General features: G+C 63.7%; 16 protein-coding genes. 12 read left to right on the top strand and 4 right to left on the bottom strand.

Features of this window, described 5'->3' with window-relative positions; all coding sequences use genetic code 11:
- Positions 1 to 134: 134 nt before the first annotated feature.
- Genes C6I20_RS05350 through C6I20_RS05325 form a run of 6 tightly spaced genes read left to right on the top strand, consistent with a single transcriptional unit; the run spans position 135 to position 8,150 of the window.
- Positions 135 to 449 carry a hypothetical protein gene (locus C6I20_RS05350; RefSeq protein WP_118395014.1) on the top strand — a complete coding sequence of 105 codons (315 nt, stop codon included), beginning with the start codon at positions 135 to 137 and terminating at the stop codon, positions 447 to 449.
- A complete protein-coding gene (locus C6I20_RS05345) occupies positions 446 to 1,720 on the top strand; it encodes a hypothetical protein (protein WP_118395013.1) in 1,275 nt (424 codons plus the stop codon). Before C6I20_RS05350 ends, C6I20_RS05345 begins: the two co-directional genes overlap by 4 nt.
- Positions 1,717 to 4,230, top strand: a complete 2,514-nt coding sequence (locus C6I20_RS05340; protein WP_118395012.1) for a hypothetical protein — start codon at positions 1,717 to 1,719, stop codon at positions 4,228 to 4,230. The genes C6I20_RS05345 and C6I20_RS05340 overlap by 4 nt, the downstream gene beginning before the upstream one ends.
- Positions 4,231 to 4,241: 11 nt before the next feature.
- Complete coding sequence (locus tag C6I20_RS05335; protein ID WP_118395011.1) at positions 4,242 to 6,563, top strand: hypothetical protein; 2,322 nt, start codon at positions 4,242 to 4,244, stop codon at positions 6,561 to 6,563.
- 37 nt (positions 6,564 to 6,600) lie between these two features.
- Entirely contained in the window at positions 6,601 to 7,383 is a 783-nt protein-coding gene (locus C6I20_RS05330) for a VWA domain-containing protein (RefSeq protein ID WP_118395010.1), read from the top strand.
- 5 nt (positions 7,384 to 7,388) lie between these two features.
- Positions 7,389 to 8,150: a PP2C family serine/threonine-protein phosphatase gene (locus C6I20_RS05325; RefSeq protein ID WP_118395009.1), complete on the top strand. Its 762-nt coding sequence runs from the start codon at positions 7,389 to 7,391 to the stop codon at positions 8,148 to 8,150.
- 779 nt (positions 8,151 to 8,929) lie between these two features.
- Here the strand turns inward: C6I20_RS05325 and C6I20_RS05320 are convergent.
- Entirely contained in the window at positions 8,930 to 9,997 is a 1,068-nt protein-coding gene (locus C6I20_RS05320) for a zinc-binding dehydrogenase (RefSeq protein ID WP_216822994.1), read from the bottom strand.
- A 76-nt stretch (positions 9,998 to 10,073) separates the two neighbouring features.
- Between C6I20_RS05320 and C6I20_RS05315 the strand changes: the two genes are divergently transcribed.
- The 6 genes from C6I20_RS05315 to C6I20_RS05290 all read left to right on the top strand — a co-directional run bounded on the left by C6I20_RS05315 (position 10,074) and on the right by C6I20_RS05290 (position 14,693).
- On the top strand, positions 10,074 to 10,637 hold the full coding sequence (locus C6I20_RS05315; protein WP_216822993.1) for a TetR/AcrR family transcriptional regulator: 564 nt from the start codon (positions 10,074 to 10,076) through the stop codon (positions 10,635 to 10,637).
- A 481-nt stretch (positions 10,638 to 11,118) separates the two neighbouring features.
- Positions 11,119 to 11,241 carry a hypothetical protein gene (locus C6I20_RS17710; protein WP_256372165.1) on the top strand — a complete coding sequence of 41 codons (123 nt, stop codon included), beginning with the start codon at positions 11,119 to 11,121 and terminating at the stop codon, positions 11,239 to 11,241.
- A 40-nt stretch (positions 11,242 to 11,281) separates the two neighbouring features.
- The gene (locus C6I20_RS05305) at positions 11,282 to 11,938 is read left to right on the top strand and encodes a type IV toxin-antitoxin system AbiEi family antitoxin domain-containing protein (RefSeq protein WP_118395007.1); all 657 of its coding nucleotides are present in this window, start codon (positions 11,282 to 11,284) and stop codon (positions 11,936 to 11,938) included.
- Positions 11,931 to 12,905, top strand: coding sequence for a nucleotidyl transferase AbiEii/AbiGii toxin family protein (locus C6I20_RS05300; protein WP_118395006.1), 975 nt, complete (start codon positions 11,931 to 11,933; stop codon positions 12,903 to 12,905). The genes C6I20_RS05305 and C6I20_RS05300 overlap by 8 nt, the downstream gene beginning before the upstream one ends.
- A gap of 238 nt (positions 12,906 to 13,143) precedes the next feature.
- The gene (locus C6I20_RS05295; RefSeq protein WP_162891141.1) at positions 13,144 to 13,707 is read left to right on the top strand and encodes a hypothetical protein; all 564 of its coding nucleotides are present in this window, start codon (positions 13,144 to 13,146) and stop codon (positions 13,705 to 13,707) included.
- A gap of 131 nt (positions 13,708 to 13,838) precedes the next feature.
- Positions 13,839 to 14,693: a universal stress protein gene (locus tag C6I20_RS05290; RefSeq protein ID WP_162891140.1), complete on the top strand. Its 855-nt coding sequence runs from the start codon at positions 13,839 to 13,841 to the stop codon at positions 14,691 to 14,693.
- Positions 14,694 to 14,731: 38 nt separating this feature from the next.
- Here C6I20_RS05290 and C6I20_RS05285 read toward each other — a convergent pair whose 3' ends face one another.
- Genes C6I20_RS05285 through C6I20_RS05275 form a run of 3 tightly spaced genes read right to left on the bottom strand, consistent with a single transcriptional unit; the run spans position 14,732 to position 17,875 of the window.
- Positions 14,732 to 15,502, bottom strand: coding sequence for an SDR family oxidoreductase (locus C6I20_RS05285; RefSeq protein WP_118395003.1), 771 nt, complete (start codon positions 15,500 to 15,502; stop codon positions 14,732 to 14,734).
- A gap of 34 nt (positions 15,503 to 15,536) precedes the next feature.
- The gene (locus C6I20_RS05280; protein ID WP_118395002.1) at positions 15,537 to 16,595 is read right to left on the bottom strand and encodes an acyl-CoA dehydrogenase family protein; all 1,059 of its coding nucleotides are present in this window, start codon (positions 16,593 to 16,595) and stop codon (positions 15,537 to 15,539) included.
- Positions 16,592 to 17,875 (bottom strand): acyl-CoA dehydrogenase family protein, encoded by a 1,284-nt coding sequence (locus C6I20_RS05275; protein WP_254052258.1) that lies wholly within the window; start codon positions 17,873 to 17,875, stop codon positions 16,592 to 16,594. The genes C6I20_RS05280 and C6I20_RS05275 overlap by 4 nt, the downstream gene beginning before the upstream one ends.
- Positions 17,876 to 17,920 lie beyond the last annotated feature (45 nt).

Raw genomic sequence — 17,920 nt, 5'->3', positions numbered from 1 at the left:
TCAAAGGGGCAGAAACCTGCCCTGACCTGCGCAGACGCACAGCCCCTGTTGGTGGTTCCCCCGGGAATCCCCCAGCAGGGGCTGTTTCGTTGTGCACGATTGGCGTCTCCGCGCTGATCCACACCGTCCGGTCCATGAACATCGACCTGAACTCCCCCATCTGGACCATCGACCACGTCGCCACCGTCCTCCTCTTGAGCGTCGACCGCGCCCGCGAACACACCTACGGCACCACCTTCCCGAAGCCCAAGGCTGGCTTCTCGAGCAACCTCTGGCTCCGGGACGAGGTCCTCGCCTGGTTCAGCGCGCTACCCGTCGCCGACCGCAGCCGTCCGAGTCGTCGCAAGAACCCGACGGCGCGCCCCACGCCGTCGCCCATCCGCGCCGCCGACACGAAGGTGAAAGCCAGCACCTACAAGCCCCGCACGAAGAGGGCGGTGACAGCGTGAGCTCGCGCAACGCGCCGATCCAGACTGTCGGCCTCGTCGCCATCTACGCTCCGAGCGCGAAGGGCTATTACCGTCTCAAGTGGATTGAGCCCGACGGCTCCCGCGGAGACACCACGGCTGGCCGATCGATCGAAGAGGCGCGCGCCAAGGCCACAGAGCTGGCAGTCCGCCTGTCGCGGGCCGCGAGCCCGTTCGCGGTCGTGACGCTGCAGGACATCGTCGAGGAGTTCCTCACCGAGGGCCGAAGCCCCTACAGGAAGCGGCGGACCTGGCAGAAGGCACAGAAGAACCAAATCCGTCGCAGCCTCGCCAGAAGCATCGCCGGTGACGAGCACCTGCAAGCCATGGACATCACCCGTTCGGTCCTGGACCGCATGCGAGCACGGGGAGGCACCGACAACATGGTCCGGGCGAACACGACTGCTCTCCGCGGCCTCCTCTACTGGGGCTACCAGAGTCCAAAGCGGTACTTCTCCCCCGAGCAAGCCGAACTATTGCCCCGTGCCGGAGTGCGGCCGGCACCCAGCAAACCTTCTCGCATTCGCCCGCTGAGGGAGACCAGCGTTCACCGCAGCGGCGACGGCCTGGACTACATCAGCAACGAGGACGCACCCAGCGCCGATCTCGCCGTCGGGCTGGGAAACCGGCTGCACCGATGCTTCCCCGCCTGGGGCCGCCTATCGGTCGAGTTCGCCGCAAACGTCGGCGCCCGCTGGGGTGAGCAGTTTCAGCTCGACGTTCACGACATCCATCTGGACGGGTGTGCCGACCACAGCTTCTGCCATGTCCACATCGATTACCAGGTCGACGCAGGCGCGAACGCCGGCAGCCGGGCGTCCCGCCTCACCCTTCCCAAGGGCAAGAAGCGCCGCGTCGTGCCGATCGCGCGAACTTCCTTCACCGGCTACGCGCTGCGCGACGAGGTGCGGGCCCGACGCGACGCCGCCCTCGCCGAGCAGGCGACAGGCGAAAATTCCGATGCGTACGTACGTGGAACTGAGCACCTTCCCATCTTTCCGAGTCTCCTCCCATACGCACGCGAAATCGATAGACTCGGGACGCGGTTGGGCCGTACTCCTATGCCATCCGCCGACCGACTGGCCCAGGTAGTGAAGGACGATCAAATGGCACCGAACGGCTGCTCGCGTGACGGCCGCGATTTCTTGCCCTTGAGCGTGCAGCGGTTTGGCGTCTTGGTCCCGGTTCGATCCAGAAGGTGTCGGACCTCGCTGACAGACTTGCCTCCACATTCTGAGCGGGAGGCATCTTGAGTATCAACAGCGAGCAGTTGCGCGGGCTCGTTGATCGTGTCGATGGCATCTTGGCCACTCGCCGCAGTCTTCTCCCCGCCGTGCAGCGCGAGGTCGACGATGCAGCGCGCCGCAAGAGCGACGTCGAACGCTTGCTTTCTCTGCTCGCTGAACTCAAGGAGATCGAGAAGGACCAGGACGCCCTCCACCGGATCGACGGCGCAATCGACGACCTGAACCGACTACTCGTCTCGTTCGCTGCTCGCGAGGGCACGTTGGATGCACTTCGGGTTCGCTTCAGCCGAGAGACCGTCAACATCGGAGTCTCCGGCGAAGCCCGTGTGGGCAAGTCCTCAACACTACAGAAGTTCTCTGGCCTGACCGACACGCAAATACCCACCGGCAAGGGCCTCCCGGTGACGGCGGTGCGTTCGGAAATCTTCAACAGTTCAGACGAGAGCGCTGAGGTGAACTTCCGCGACCAGAAGACGTTCATTACTGAGTACGTCCAGCCGCTTCTTGCGATTGTCAACAAACACGTTGACATTCCCTTATCGATAGACACCTTGGCCGGACTGCGCTCGGCTGACTTCCCCGAAACTCTTGGGGCAAACGTCGACTCTGTCAGCACTGACAGCCTTGGCAGACTCCTCGACGCGCAGAAGAGCCTCAGCACGTACGAGTCGCTCCTCACTGGCACCGTAAGACAAGTACCCCTGGGTGACCTCCGCAGCTACGTCGCCTACCCGACCAAGGATGACCTCGACGCCGAGGAAGCCACGGGAGCACCAGCGAACCGCTCCTACATCGCGGTCAAATCTGTGAAGATCTTTTGCCCCTTCCCTGGGCTTGAGGGAGTCAAGGTTGGCCTCGTTGACCTGCCTGGATTGGGCGAGATCGGCGCTTCCGTCGCCGACATGCATCTGCACGGTCTCAACGACGGCGTCGACCAGATCTTCCCGATCATGCGACCCACCGACGCAGAGGGATACGCAAAGCAAGGTATTGCTAGCAACATCGATCACCTCCGACGCATTCAACCTGGCATCAAACGTCGAGGCGACTTGATCACGGCCGGCATCAACGTCACCGAAGGTCTTAGCGAGACTGTAGAAACTCTTAGGGATGATTTTGAGCGCAAAATCAATAGCGCTAGCTACGACCCCATCGACGTTCTCGAGTACACGGCCATCGACGACACATCAGTGGCAGAACTATTCGACACGCTCCTGCAACGAGTCAGCGACCGGTTGCCCACGATGGACCAAGAGGTTTTCGCCTACGCTCTGGCCAGCGAAGCCGGGGAAGCCGACGTAACAGGGACGCTGGAGGGGTTGAACCGCACACTAACCGAACTTCTCCGCCTGATCCCGATTCCGGAGGCTCTCCTCCTCCGGCAGATTAGCCGCATCGCCCGCGATCTCATCCATGAGTACAACGCCTTCCAGAAGAAGCTGGACGACCAGGCCGACGAGCACAGTGATTGGTACGCAGCCTTCGATGCGGACGTCGAACGAATTCATTCGCGGTCAGATGGCTGGATTCAGGACGGATTCTTTATGGGTCGCGACCAGTGGGAGGCCGGAGCACGCGGACAAAAGGACTACTACAACTGGTATCGAAACGAGACTCAACGGCTTCGCCGGGAGATCATCGCCCAATACAGCGGGCTCGACGTGTTCTACGACGATCAAGTCACGCAATTCAAGAACGACGTTATTCGCATTTTCTTCGACAACACAGGCGAGCTCCATAGAAAGCTCCACGTCAACCCCGATGAAAACCCTGACGTCGTGATCCACAGCATTGCGGTTGAGTTCGGCGGCACGGTTCAGGACGATGACTTGGATTCAGCCCTTGAACTGCTGAGCGACGTGAAATTCAGCTTCCGTAACAACGTGTTCTTGCAGATTTCTAATCACCTCAAGGAACTTGCTAACCCGAGCGAGGACTTTGAGCTGAAGCCGGGATCACCCAAGCACGGGGTGGAGAACATCCGCGAAGTCCTTGGAGTGGTTGGAAACTACGAGCATCAACTAGGACGCCTTCGGGACTACTTGACGCGAATCGCCACGGAAGCGAACAACGCCATCCGTAACTCACTCCTCGAGCACGACGACAGGTTCCATGAGTATCTGTCGGTGAGCATCTCCTTCTTCAACGACTTCCTATACCGCAAGGACGAAGAGAACTTCAAGCATCTCGTCATTCGCAGTCTCATCAAGGAATACCGCGACTACATCCTCGGCGAAGACACGGGCGTTGCCATCGACAGCAAAAAGAAGGACCTGATTGACCAAATCAAGGCTGCGGTCCAAGCGGTCGGTGGCGATCCATTAGACCAACCTGAGCAAGCGAGCGGGCTGGGGTCCCACAAGCCGCGCCAGTCGATGAAGACGCCAAAACCGCAGGCACCCCCAGTCTCCACGCCGCTCGTTGATGCAAAATCCGATACGCCCAAGTACGACTCGGCAGGAGGGAACGTCCTAGACGCGCCGTGGGCTACCCCATTGCCTGGAAACTCGCACTGAGCGTGCATCGAATGACAGAGGACAGCGATGAGTACGCGGTGTCACTTATCGACCCAACGGAGTACCTGCGAGGCAATCGCAGGATCGTCGTTGACACCTCGGCGCTCTTAGAAAATAGAGAGGGTTACGCAGGCGGCATGCCGCAGATGGTCGTGAACTGTGCGGAGGCGCTCGAGAGCAATCCATTGGTCATCCCAAGGGCAGTCCTCAACGAGTTGACGAACCAAACGTCCGATCGGCGCGCACTGCGGGACCCCGAGTTGGCAAAACGCGCGAAGCTCGCGAAGGACTTAGTTCAGGATCTCGTCTGCGATGGTCTCGCAACGACAGACTTCGGAGGCATCAAAGACTTTGGAGCTGACCCCGAATTCAGCACCATCGCCAAAATCGCAACCGAGATGGACTGGGAAGTCCTGTTCTTGTCTGCCGACATCACCGTGAAGCTTGAGGTTCGGCTCCTCGGCCAGAAAGAGAACACGACACACCTGGCCGGCGTCGCAACCGCCGATGGGCTCGTAGAGGTCGAGAATCCTGCGTTCATGTTTAGCAAGGGCATGAACAAGAAAAGGACTCTTGCCGACAAGCCGGGCAAGGCCGATGAATACGATCGGCTGTCTTCTACGCTCAAGGAGTGGCCCGATGCCTTTGATCTGCGTCCGCAATCCAAACAGACAACTCCGGCGAAGAAGGCACAGAATCGCAGGCGTCAACCGCCCGCAAACCCCTTCGCGCCATCTGCCGCGATCAAGCCGCCTGACCAGGCAATACAAGTAGAGAGTTTCCCCGGCGAAGGCGATGAGGCAAGTTTCCAACGACCCGGGTCGAACGGCAACCTAGTGCTCGGAGAACGTATCTCTAGGGGCAAGGAAGGAAGCGTCTACGAAGTCGACGGGGAGCCTCATCTTGTCGCAAAGATCTTCAAGAAGGGCAAGTTGACCACACACCGCAAGCAGAAGGTTGAGCTCATGGTTCAACACAAAGTGTGGCTACCTGGCATCTGCTTTCCCGAGTCGACCGTCAGTTACGAGGGCGAGTTCGTCGGTTTTACAATGCGCCGCGCCCAAGGTGCCAACGTGCTCAACGACACCATCTTCATCCCCCAAGAACTTGATCGTCTGTATCCGGATTGGACACGCCGCGACCTTGTTGACGTCTGCCTGTCCTTCCTCAAGCGGGTCAAGGCGCTGCACGATCTCAACATTCTCATCGGCGACATCAATCCGAACAACGTCATGCTGGGAAAACAGAAAGACGCATGGATAATCGACATCGACTCGGTCCAAGTAGAGGGCTACCCGTGCCCCGTGGGATGGGACGAGTTCACTGCACCAGAGATCCTAGGCGGCGTTCAAGGACTGCGGTCGATAGAGCACGAGTACTTCGCCATTGCGGTCTTACTTTTCATGATCATGATGACCGGTACTTTCCCTTACGAGAATAGCGGCTCGGACGACACGACCCAGAACATCAAGTCCGGGTTGTTCCCATACGGATTCGACGGCAAATCCGAACGGGATCTTCAACCGCCCTTGCGTTGGCTCTACGTCTGGAGCCACCTGTCCCGGGAACTGAAGGGGAACTTCTGGCACTCGTTCCACCGCGATGGCGATCGGTATAGCAACGGACACCGGAAAACTGTCGATGAATGGATCGAAGCGTTTGAGAAGTTCAAGACTACGCTCAGCGACCGTAGCGTCGATCCAGAGTCACTAAAGATCTTCCCCATCCGTCGAAAAGCTGAACTCGGTGCAGAACTGCTGGATTGCCCCCAGTGTGCAGGAGCGAAGCTCATTGCGCAGTACAGCATTGGCGAGGGCCCGGCGAAGGAGTTCAGAACTCCGTCGGCTTGCAATAAATGTCTTCCGAACTGCCAAACCTGTGGAGAACCCCGGGAGCCCGAAACACTTGAAGCTGGAATCTGCTGGCCTTGTCGCCGAGCCGACGTAGAAGAGGCCGATCGCGCCAAGCGAGCGGCCGATCGGGCCCAGCGGGAGGCAGACCGAGTCAGGCGGGTGGCGGAGCAATCCGCCAAGGACGCAGAGCGCGCTCGGCGGCACTCACTGGATCTCACCCGACTGTGCGAGCGGTGTGGGAAGCCATACATCACTCTGGGTGAGATCGATTGGCTCAATGAACGCGGGATTGCTATCCGCCCGGTACATAAGCATTCCGACCCTAGGTGCGTCTCCTCGCCTGGCAGCTCACGGCCTGCAACCCTGCCCAGGTCAGGCACAACCTCAATGCCGAAGAAGCCGGCCGACATAGGACGCCCCTCAGCGTCACAGACGGAGTCCCTCGGCCAGAGGATCACAAGATGGTTTAGAAACCCGTGACCGGGCACAAACATCGTCACTAGAGAAGGGAAAGCCGATGGCGCGCACCAAAATCCTCGATGAGGACATGGCGAACAATCGGTCGAAACTCATCCCCATCGCCATCTGCGTAGACCGCAGCGGGTCCATGAGCGAAGGCACGAAGAAGCCCGACCTTGAAGCAGCTCTCAAGAGGTTCTACGACGACATTGAAGCCGACCCACGTACTCGGTACGGCGCTGATTTGTGCTTGATTGCGTTCAGCGGCACAGCCGAGGTGGTTCAACCATTCGCCAGCATCGATTCGGTCGACCGGAACTTCCAGCTGGATTTGAAGGGAGACGGGACGAACATCAGCGGGGCAGTAAATGCTGCTCTTGAGTTGCTTGCAAAGAGGCGCAATTACTACAAGGCGGCCGCCGGCGGGCGGCGCGCTGCGCGCCCGACACTCGTTCTGATGACCGACGGGGGCTCCAACGTCGGGGTCAAGGACGAGCCTCGAGTCATCCAGCAAGTTCAGGAGATGGCTGACCAGAAGAAGTTGACCGTCATCACGATTGCAATCGGTGACGGTGTCGACGGGGAGCTCGACTGGGAGACGCTCGTCGACTTCAGCCCTGAGATTCCTCCGCTGCAACTGGAGGGCCTCTCGTCGTTCAAGGAGTTCTTCAAGGTTCTCTCGGATTCGATGTCCCGGTCGGCGTCCGAGGGGTCTGAGGCTGGCCCTGAGATCGAGCCAGAGGACATCGAGGAGTTGGTGCCTGTTGAGACCCTCAAGCAGGACGTCACCCCCAGCAAGCTCGACAAGTACAAGAACTACAAAGAGATGTTCCAAGGCTGAGACTGATGATGAGTAGGTGGCGCGAGTTTGCTTATCAGGTGCGTGGCAAGAGCCATGTGCTCGACGGCAAACCGGGCCAGGATCGGTTCAATTACGACGCCCGCCACGGCGTCCAGGTCCTCTGCCTGGCCGACGGTGCGGGCTCAGCACGATACTCGGAACATGGCGCTCAGACAGTGGTTTCGGCGGGGTGCAATTTCGTTCTCGACTTTCTCAGTCCGGGCCAGACGATGGTTGACATCCTCGATGGCAGCACTCTCCTGGAACACCTCATCGACCAGTTGAGGGTTGTTGCCGCCCGACTTGATTGCGAGCTGAAGGATCTAGCTTCGACATTCCTATGTGTGGCTTTGTCGGACGAATCATTCTTTGCTGCCCACATTGGCGATGGCGTCATAGGAGCGGAACGTGTCGGAGAACTTGAAGTCGTCACGTCGCCTGACAATGGCGAGTTCGCCAACGTGACCACGTTTGTGACATCGAGGGACGCCGCAGCATCCATGCAAGTTGTTCGCGGCAACCTCGAAGGCTATTCAGGCTTCGTGTTGATGTCGGACGGCACTGCCGACAGCCTGTTCAACTACGAGCGCCAGACGCTGGCCCGGGCGTGCAAGACACTGTTTCGGCTCGTGGCTGACGCGCCCACCTATGCGGTAGCCAACCCTGCATACAAGAAGAAGCTCAAACGAATCATGGACCACCAGATTCGGGAGGCGACGGACGACGACTGCTCCATCGGCCTCCTCGCCCGGTCGGTGTCGAGATAGCGACCTCGGCGTCCGTTCTCACCCTCGCGGGTCGAACGGACACGCCTCTGTCTCGAATAGATCGAGAGGGAGACTCCGGTGCCCACGTTCCTCGGCGGTGCCTCAGCCGCTCGGGCCTCTAGGACCTCGCAACGCTTATAGTCGAACGAGATGGGAGTACGACACCATCTCGATCAGCGACTGCGGCGCGTTGGCTCTGGACATTTTTGCCCGACTGAGCAGAGACTTGGCCATGCGCCCGTTCCCCCAGTTTTCCCCCAGCGGGGGGCCTAAACCACACCTATCTGACGCCCAGCGGCTAAGCTCGTCTCATCCTCGCAGCTCTCTGACCTGCAGAAACGTTGTAGCGACCTGCCGTTGCGTTGGAACTCCGGCTGTATTACGACATCTGATCCGAGGGTTTTCACCCTCTGCCAGTAGTTGTCGAAAACGGCGACTGACCTGCGGAAACGTCTTTCGATGCCTTCCGTTGTCAGTCGCCGTTTTCCGTTGCCTGCGTACCCAGTGCACCCCTAAAGCACTTCAACTGCTCGGCGAGGGCTCGCGCACCTCATAGGTATGGGCCTCTCCGTTCACTCCCCAGAAGAACTAACGGCCAACATCGGTATCGATACCGCACTGAAGTTGTCCGCCGACGAAACGCGCTGGCATGACCTCGACTACGACGGCGCAGCCTGAGGCACCAAACCGTCAGCCAACTCGAACGCCTCTGGTGATGAGGGCCAGGTACGAGTGCCGACTCGTGCGGCGCACGAGCGCCGCCCAGCGCGAGACCGAGGTCAGGGTGTGACGACCAGCTTGCCGACGAGGCCTCGCCCCTCCAGGTCGGCGTGCGCGGCGGCCAGATCGGCGAGGTCGTAGGTACGAGCCACCACGGGGCGCAGATCGCCGCGCCGGGCCAGGTCGACCAGGGTCTCGAAGTGGGCGGGCGTGTGCATGGTCGAGCCGACCAGGGCGACGCTGGCCAGGTAGAGGCGGCGCACGTCGAGCTCGAGCAGGTGCCCGCCGAGCGCCCCCGCGACCACCCACCGGCCACCGTCGCGCAGCAATCCCAGGGCCTGGGCGACAAATGGGCCGGCGACCACGTCGACGACCACGTCGACGCCCTCGGGGCAGGCCTCGGCGAGCGCGTCGCGCAGGTCCCCCCTGGTGCGGTCGACGGTGGCGTGAGCGCCAGCGGCGCGCACCGCCTCAGCGTGCACGCCGCTGGTGACCGCCACGACGCGAGCGCCCCGGGCCGCGGCGAGCTGCACGGCCGCGAGGCCCACCCCGCCGGAGGAGCCGGTGACCACCACGGTGTCGCCGCTCGCCGCGCGACCGCGCTCGAGCATGCCCAGGGCGGTGCCGTAGGCGATGGGCAGCGCGGCCAGCTCGACGTCGCTGAGCGGGGAGTCGTCGACGACGTGGGCCCGCGTGGCGTCGACGACCACGAACTCGGCGAACCCGCCGTCGTCCTCGCTGCCGAGAATGTGGGTCGGGTGCGCGTCAGGCCCGTTGCGGTCGTAGCGCGTCGCGGGGTCCACCAGCACCCTGCGACCCACCAGGTCCGCCGGTGCATCCGGACCGGCTGCGACCACGACGCCGGCTACGTCGCCGCCCTGGATGCGGGGGAAGTCGATCGGTCCGCGCCAGCCCGAGCGGGCGTCGGGGTCCTCGGCGCTGCTGCCGTAGGCGCCCTCGCGGGTCCACAGGTCGGTGTTGTTGAGCCCGGCGGCGCCCACGCGCACGAGCACCTCGCCGGGGCCCGGCTCAGGTGTGGGGACTTCCCGAAGCTCGACGGCCTCGGGCCCGCCGTGCCGGGTCAGCACCGCGGCATGCATCGTGCGGGGGATCTGCTGCTGGTCCACGATCTGCTCCTCACCTAGACTTCACTGATCTGTAAGTTCCACTGTAGGTATACCGATCTGTGAGGTCAATGTGGACGTGCCCGACCCCGACCAGCTGACTCCCGCTGCCCGTCGCATCCTCGACGCTGCTGCCGTGCTCTTCTACGAGCAGGGCATCACGTCGGTCGGCGTCGACCTGGTGGCGCAGCGCTCGGGCGTGACCAAGCGAACCCTCTACGACCGGTTCGGCTCGAAGCAGCAGCTCGTCGCGGCGTACCTGCTCGAGCGCGACCGGAGGTGGCGCTCGCTCGTGGAGGCGCGGCGCGACGACGCCGCGGACCCGGTGGCGCGGGTGCTAGCGCCCTTCGACGCTCTCGCGACCTGGTTGCAGGGGGCCGAGCGTGGGTGCGCCTTCGTCAACGCCCTCGCTGAGCTGCCCGAGCCCGAGCACCCCGGTCGAGGCGTCGTGCTGGCCGAGAAGCAGTGGCTCCTCGAGCTCTTCGCCGACTCGCTGCGCGCAGGCGGCTTCTCCGGCGAGGGCGCCCTGGCGGTCCAGCTGATGTGCCTGCACGAAGGGGTGCTCAGCCTGCGGGGCACGGCGCCCGGGCTCGACGCGGTCGCCGCCGCCCGATCTGCAGCCGCTCGGCTGCTGGAGGGATGAGGACGCCTCAGGACTGGTACCGGCCGACGAGGGGCAAGTGGTTCGACTCCTGGTCCGATGTGCTGCGGGTACGCCGGGGCCGGCCCCGGATTACCGTCAGCGACCCGAGGTTGTCGACCACTCCCCTATACCGGCCCTGACTTGCCGGCCGAGATTCTCAGTCGGCCTGGTTCGCAGTGCCGATGTCAGGCTCGATCCCCTGCATCGCTGACAAGATCGTTCCTGACGGGAAAGCCACGACCACATCGTTGCTGCTGGTGACGCGGGAGAGGAAGGCGCTGAACCGCAGCTACTTCAACACCTACATTTGGCGCCCTGCGCTGATGAGGGCCGGCATCCCCGACCTGCGCGAGAACAGCTGCCACGCACTGCGCCACTTCTTCGCCAGCGCGGCGCCTATGAGGGCGGGACGATCAGGGCCGTCAGCGAATATCTCGGGCACGCCGACCCCGGCTTCACCCTGCGGACCTACACGCATCTCATGGAGGGAAGTTCAGAGCGCACCAAGCGTGCCATCGACTCAGTCTTCGGCACCCACCCCGACACCTTGGCCGATGACGACGTCGCTGAGGATGACGATGAAGACGAGCCCGGCCATGACTAGAGGACAACATTTGTTCCCGGAAGTGGGTACAATCGTTGTCATGGCAGATTCGACGCTGGTAGCGCTCGGGTCCATCGCGGAACGGCGGTGGGGTCTGTTCACGACCGCTCAGGCCGAAGCTGCCGGCATTGCCCGCAAGCAACTCTCCCGGATGGCGAGCACCGGGGCCATCGAGCGCCTAGCCCAAGGGGTCTACCGGATGGCAGGATCGCCAGCCCAAGAGCACGAGTCGATCTATGCGACCTGGCTGGCACTCGGAGGCGCGTCCGCACCCCGTGCCGCTACCGGTGTCGCTGCGATCGTGGCCGCGGGTACGACCGCAGCCATCGCGCACGACATCGGCGACTTCTTCCCCTCCGGTTACGACTTCATCGTCCCCAGCCGCAAAGGCACCCGGCTGCCCGGTGTGCGTCTGCGCATCCGGACGCTGAGCCGTGACGACGTCATACCCGTCGCCGGACTACCCACCCTGACCGTCGAGCGGACCATCGCCGACCTGGTCGACATCGGCACCGATGCCTCGCTGGTGGCCGATGCTCTGCGCGACGCGGTCCGTGCCGACAAACTCGTGGCTCCGGACCGTCTGGTCGACCACCTCTCCCCCATTGCCAACCGACGCAAGACCACCGGCAGCGCGCTGGCCAACGACCTCTTCGAGCTCGCCGGGGTCCATCCGGAAGGCTGGGACCGTGACTGAGCCGGCTGAACCCTACGGCGACTGGCGTTCACTGGAGCTGGCCATCAAGGACGCCGCGAAGAAGGCCGCCGCTCAGGCTGGCCCAGGGGTCAGCGCCGCGTCGGTCAGCGCCCAGATCAAGCAGGCTCGCTTCGACAGATTCCTCTCCCGCGTCTTCGCTGACGGCGAGGAATCAGAGTGGCTGCTCAAAGGCGGCATGAGCATGCTCGCCCGAGTGCCTCGTTCGCGCACCACCAAGGACGTCGACCTGGCCACGCTGCACTCCACCGATCTCGCCGAGGCCGAACGCGCTCTCTCCGAACTGGTGGCCGTCGACCTCGGTGACCACCTCACCTTCCGGCTCATCCGCACTGCACCCACCGGCCAGGGTGACAACCAGCCTGGCGTCGCAACCCGCCGTTTTGTCTTCGCGTGCATTGAGACCGACGACGACGTCCAGGTCGAGACAATCACCGTCGACGTCGTCGTGGGGCCCACGCCGGTCGGTGAGGTCGAGGCCGTCGAGCCTGCCAACCGCCTGCATCTACGCCGCCCCTTGGTCACCCACCCCTACCGGCTCTACCCCGTCGTCGACCAGATCGGCGACAAGGTCTGCGCCACGGTCGACACCTACCCGGGCGGCAAGCGAAGCAGCCGTGTCAAGGACCTGGTCGACCTCGTCGTGCTCGCTCAGTTCCAGAGCGTGGAGCTGACCGAACTACACGCCGCGATCGAGGCCAAGCGACTGCTCAGCGGACTTGCACCGTTCGACCACATCGACATCCCCGAGGACTGGCACCGCACCTACCCAGGCACCGCGAAGGGCGTGCCGACCGCCGAGACCTACACAGCCGCAACAGCCGCCGAACTGGTCGCCGCATTCATCGACCCAGCCCTCGACAAAGGATCGGATGAAGCGCTCTGGGACCCCTCGAAACTGGTCTGGAGCACCACGCCGAGCGCACCCAGAGCGTACCCAGCACCCTGAGGATCAACGTTTGTGCAGGTCAGACGGGGTAAGTCGTCACTATTACGACATCTGATCCGAGGGCCTAGACCCTCTGTCAGTAGTTGCCGAAAACGGCCCCTGACCTGTGAAGACGTCTTCGGACGTGTTCCAGTGTCGGGGCCGTTCTTCGTTGTTCTGCGCCCGCGCGCGTCGGCCGGACAGCACGCAGCTTCGTCGAACCGCCTCGCGAGCGGTCCCCCTGGGCTAGCGTGGTTCGATGAATTCTCGCCCGTCCAATCGTTCTTTCCGACGCCTTGCTGGCTTGCCTGCGCTGGTGCTCGGCCTCGCCACGGTCGTCGCGGCCTGTGGGAGCTCAGATGATTCGGCCGCGACACCAACCGAGAGCGTGCAAGCACCAGACACCACCGATGGCGAAACGTCCGAACCTGAGCAGGCCAGTTCTGGTCGCGCGACCCTCACGATTGCCGACGGCACGGTGTACGAGTTCGTGATGTCCAGCTGCGATACCCAGGACACGGATCCCTCCGGCTTCCCTCTCAGCAACGGATACGACCTCTCGGGCCGCACGGCCGACGGACAGTTCGGCATGTCGATGGGCAGGGCCGGGCTCACCGATGACGAGCCCGTCATGTCCGGCCTGGTCGAGGGTGACTTCGACGACCAGGGCAAGAACGCGAAGATGATCTACAGCGTGCCCAGCGACACCGTCGACCTGACCGCCTCAGGCCGTCAGGTGAACGGAACGCTCGACCTACGTGCCATTGGCCCGACGAGAACCCACGGTGACCGGAGCTCGGCCACACTCGAGGCCAACTGCTGATCCGCAAGCTGACGGGCCCCGGACAGGCTTGGGACCAGCACCCGAGCGGATGGGCCCTTCGACCCTAGGAACCGCCCCTGCATCGGCCTAGCCTGAAACCGGAAGGTATGCCGAAACTTGGAGGAGAGCACATGTCCGATCCGATAGTCGTCGGCGTGGACGGCACGGGGCGAAGCGTGAGCGCGCTCGTCTGGGCGAGCCACGAAGCATCGTTGCGTGAGAGTCCTCTCCGCATCGTGCACACGCTGCCGCGGTACGAAGGAGACATCCCCTTCTTCCCGCCCGGCCGGTTCGAGATAGCGGAGGCCCGAGGGCACCAGATCATGGACGAGGCGGTGTCGCTCGCAGGTGAGGTCAACCCCGACGTCCAGATCTCCACGGATCTCCCGATGACGACACCAGCCGGAGCGATGATCGCCGAGTCCGAGCAAGCACAGATGATCGTCCTCGGCGCCAAGGGAGAGGACATCGGCAACGTGCTACTCGGCTCCACGGTCCTCCAGGTCGTCGGCCACTCCCCCTGCCCCGTCGTGGTGGTCTGCCACGTCACCACCGGGCACCACCGGGTCGCGGTGGGCACCGACGGGTCGCCCGACTCCGCGGCGGCGCTTGCCTTCGCATTCCACGAAGCACAGCTCCACGGTTCGCAGGTGATGGTCATCAGCGCCCTCGGACTACCGCAGGGGTGGCCGACGCATCTGCTGCTCCCCGTGCCGACCGACAACGAGGAGGTCGCCGCGCGTCGCCAGGACGTGGAGAAACAGATCGCTGCCCTGCGCGAGCAGTATCCCGACGTCGAGGTGGTGCTGGACGTGCACCGGATAGCGCCCCTCCACTCGTTGGTCGAAGCATCCCACCGCTCGGACCTGCTGGTTCTCGGCTCACGGGGACGCGGCGGCTTCCACGGGCTCGCGGTCGGATCAGTCACCCACAAGATGCTGCACCTCACCGGCTGCCCGGTCGCGGTTGTCCGCTCCGCACCCTAGGAGCGAGCGGTCGCCCCATCCGTCGACGGTTCTGCTCGTCACCGGGCGTGCGTCACTCCTCCATCGACCGTGATGGTCGAGCCCACGACGTAGTCACCGGCGCGCGATGCCAGGTAGATCGCGGCCGCCGCCATGTCCTCGGGCTCACCGATACGGCCGGAGGGAATGTCGTGCTTGATCTCCTCGGCGCTGTCACGTGCGTCCTTGTTCATGTCCGACGCAAAGGCGCCCGGCGCGATGCCGCTCACGACGATGCGGTCCTCGATCAGGCGAATCGCCATCCTTCGGGTCAGCTGGATCACACCCGCCTTGCTGGCGTGATAGGAGTACGTTTCCTGCGGGTTGAGCGAGATGCCGTCGATCGAGGCGATGTTGATGACCTTGGCGAGGTGGTCCTCGCTGGCCGCGACCAGATCGGACTTGAGCGCCTGGGTCAGGAAGAACAACGACTTGACGTTCAGGTCCATGACCTTGTCCCAGCCGCTCTCGGGGAACTCGTCGAACGGCGCGCCCCAGGCAGCTCCGGCGTTGTTGACCAGGATGTCCAGACCCGACTCGTGCTCCCGGTAGCGCGCGACCAGATCGGCGATGCCGTCCGCGGTCGACACATCGGCTGGCAGCGATACACAGGTGCCCAGCTCCGACATCTCCTCGGCAGCAGCATCACAGGCTTCGGCCTTGCGAGCCGAGATGTAGACGCGAGCGCCTTGCGACAGAAAGCCTTCGGCGATCATTCGGCCGATTCCCCGGGAGCCACCCGTGATCAGGGCGACTCGGCCTTCGAGGCTGAAAAGTGAGCTGGTGTCCATGTGTCGATACTCCTTGTTGGTGAACGGTCTGTGGTCAGGTGACGGGCAGGTCAACAAGCCCGGCGAGGTCGTGCCGGTGGGCTGCCGGAGTGCCCAGGGCCAATTGGTCGGACTTGGCCCGTTTCAGGTACAGGTGGATGCCGTGCTCCCACGTCATCCCGATCCCGCCGTGTAGCTGCAGAGCTTCCTCGGCCGCGTGCACTGCCACGTCGGAGCAGTAGGCCTGCGCCACGGCCTGCGCCACGGGTGCGTCGTCATCGCCGCGCGCCAACGTGTCGGCCGCATGGCGGGCGGCCGCCTGCGCCTGGGCCACTTCCAGATACAGGTCTGCCAATCGGTGCTTGATGGCCTGGAAAGAGCCGATGGGCCGCGCGAACTGGACCCGGTTCTTGGTGTACTCGACGGTTGTCTCGAGGCATCTCTGCGCCAGCCCCACCTGTTCGGATGCCAGCAGCGCTGCGCCAGCCGACAGCCCCGCATCGATCGCGGCCTGCGCCGCATCGCCCTCGGCGACGAGCTCGCCGGTTCCGAGCACCGTCACGGCACAGAGGGGACGACTCATGTCCAAGGACGTCAGCAGCTCCACGTCTGCGGAGTCGAAGCGTCGCAGCTCCAAACGGTCGCCGTCGTGAACCGGCACCAAGAAGACGTCAGCACGGTCAGCGCCAGCAACCGGCGCAACCCGCCCTTGTGGTGCCGTCCACTCCCCCGCCCGAGCCGACCACGGCAGCACCAGGACGGCCTGTCGACCCTCTGCCAGTCCGGGCAGGACGGCGTCGTCACCGGCAGCCAGCAGGGTGCACGTCGCGATCACCGCACTCGTGAGGAACGGGACCGGTGCGACGGCACGGCCGAGCTCTTCCAGGACGACACCGGCCTCACGGGCAGTCGCGCCCGCGCCGCCCAAGGACTCGGGGATCAGCAGGCCTGCCAGCCCGAGGTCGTTCGCGAGCGCACGCCACACCGCCGACACATCGGTGTCGGGGTCGTCGTAGAGCGCAGCGACGAGATCAGTCGTGACATGCCGGTCCAGGGCGCCCCGCACGCTGGCGCGCAAGGACTCCTCGACGTCGGAGTAGAGAAGATCGCTCATCGTGGCACTTCGTTGAAGGGGATCCCTTTGTCGGGTCGGTGGTCGGCCGGCAACCCGAGCACGCGCTCGGACACCACGTTGCGCATGATCTCGGAGGTTCCACCCTCGATCGAGTTGCCCTTGGCCCGCAGATAGCGAAACCCCGGCCCTCGACCGAGGAACGTCGCCGAGGCGGTCCGCACCATGGTCCAGTCGTCGTACAGCAGACCCGCGTCAGGATCCAGCTCCAGGGCGAAGCCAGAAACCTTCTGCGCCTGGCTCGCGAATGCCAGTTTCATGGCTGAGCTCTCCGGACCTGGTTGGCCGATGGCCAGCTGCTGCCGCAGTCGCTCACCGGCGAGTCGCGTGACTTCGGTCTCGACCCACCACCGCATGAGTCGGTCGTGCTCGGCCTCGGACCTGATGCTTGGATCCGTCCGCCAGCGTTGGGTGATGACGCCGATCTGTCCAGCTTCGCGATCGGCCCCGCTGCCGATCGCGACCCGTTCGTTGTTGAGCGTCGTCGTGGCAACGCGCCACCCTTCACCGATCTGGCCGATCCGGTCGGTGTCCGGAATCCGCACATCGTTGAGGAACACCTCGTTGAACTCGGCTTCACCGGTGATCTGCCGCAAGGCCCGAACCTCGACACCTGGATCACTCATGTCGACGACGAAGTAGCTCAGTCCGGCATGTTTGACGACCGTCGGATCCGTGCGCGCCAGCAGGATGGCACGCTGGGCGTTGTGAGCGCTGGAGGTCCAGACCTTCTGCCCGTTGACCGTCCAGGCCTCGCCGTCGGGAACTGCCTTGGTGGCCACCGCAGCAAGATCCGATCCCGCCCCCGGCTCGCTGAACAGCTGGCACCAGATCTCTTCGCCGGTGAAGAGGGGCCGCAGATACCGGTCCTGCTGCTCTGGGGTGCCGAACTCGACGAGTGTCGGAGCAGCCATTCCGAGGCCGATGCTGTTGCGTCCAAAATCTGGCGGCGGCGCGCCTGCCGCCCCCAGCAGCCGCTCGACCACGACCTGCTCGTTCCGCGGCAGGCCCAGTCCCCCGCGCCCGAGTGGGAAATGGACCCAGGCGAGCCCGGCATCGAATCGGGCACCCAGGAATTCCGCCCGATCGACGGTATCCAGATCAAAGCGTTGGACCAACGTGGCAACTTCTGCGTGCAGGTCGACCACGGTCAACCACCTTCCGGGACTGGTGTTCGATCGGGGCGCCTCACAGGGGGCCGCGCCTCCCGCACGAGCTCGCGAATTATCGAACGTGAACTCATCTTCACCTACGATACCCAACCCGTGTCGAAAGCAACAGTGCCCAACGGCACCGGCCGGACGGGG

The organism is Aeromicrobium sp. A1-2, assembly GCF_003443875.1.
Lineage (GTDB): Bacteria > Actinomycetota > Actinomycetes > Propionibacteriales > Nocardioidaceae > Aeromicrobium.
This window is presented reverse-complemented; position numbering and strand designations above follow the sequence as displayed.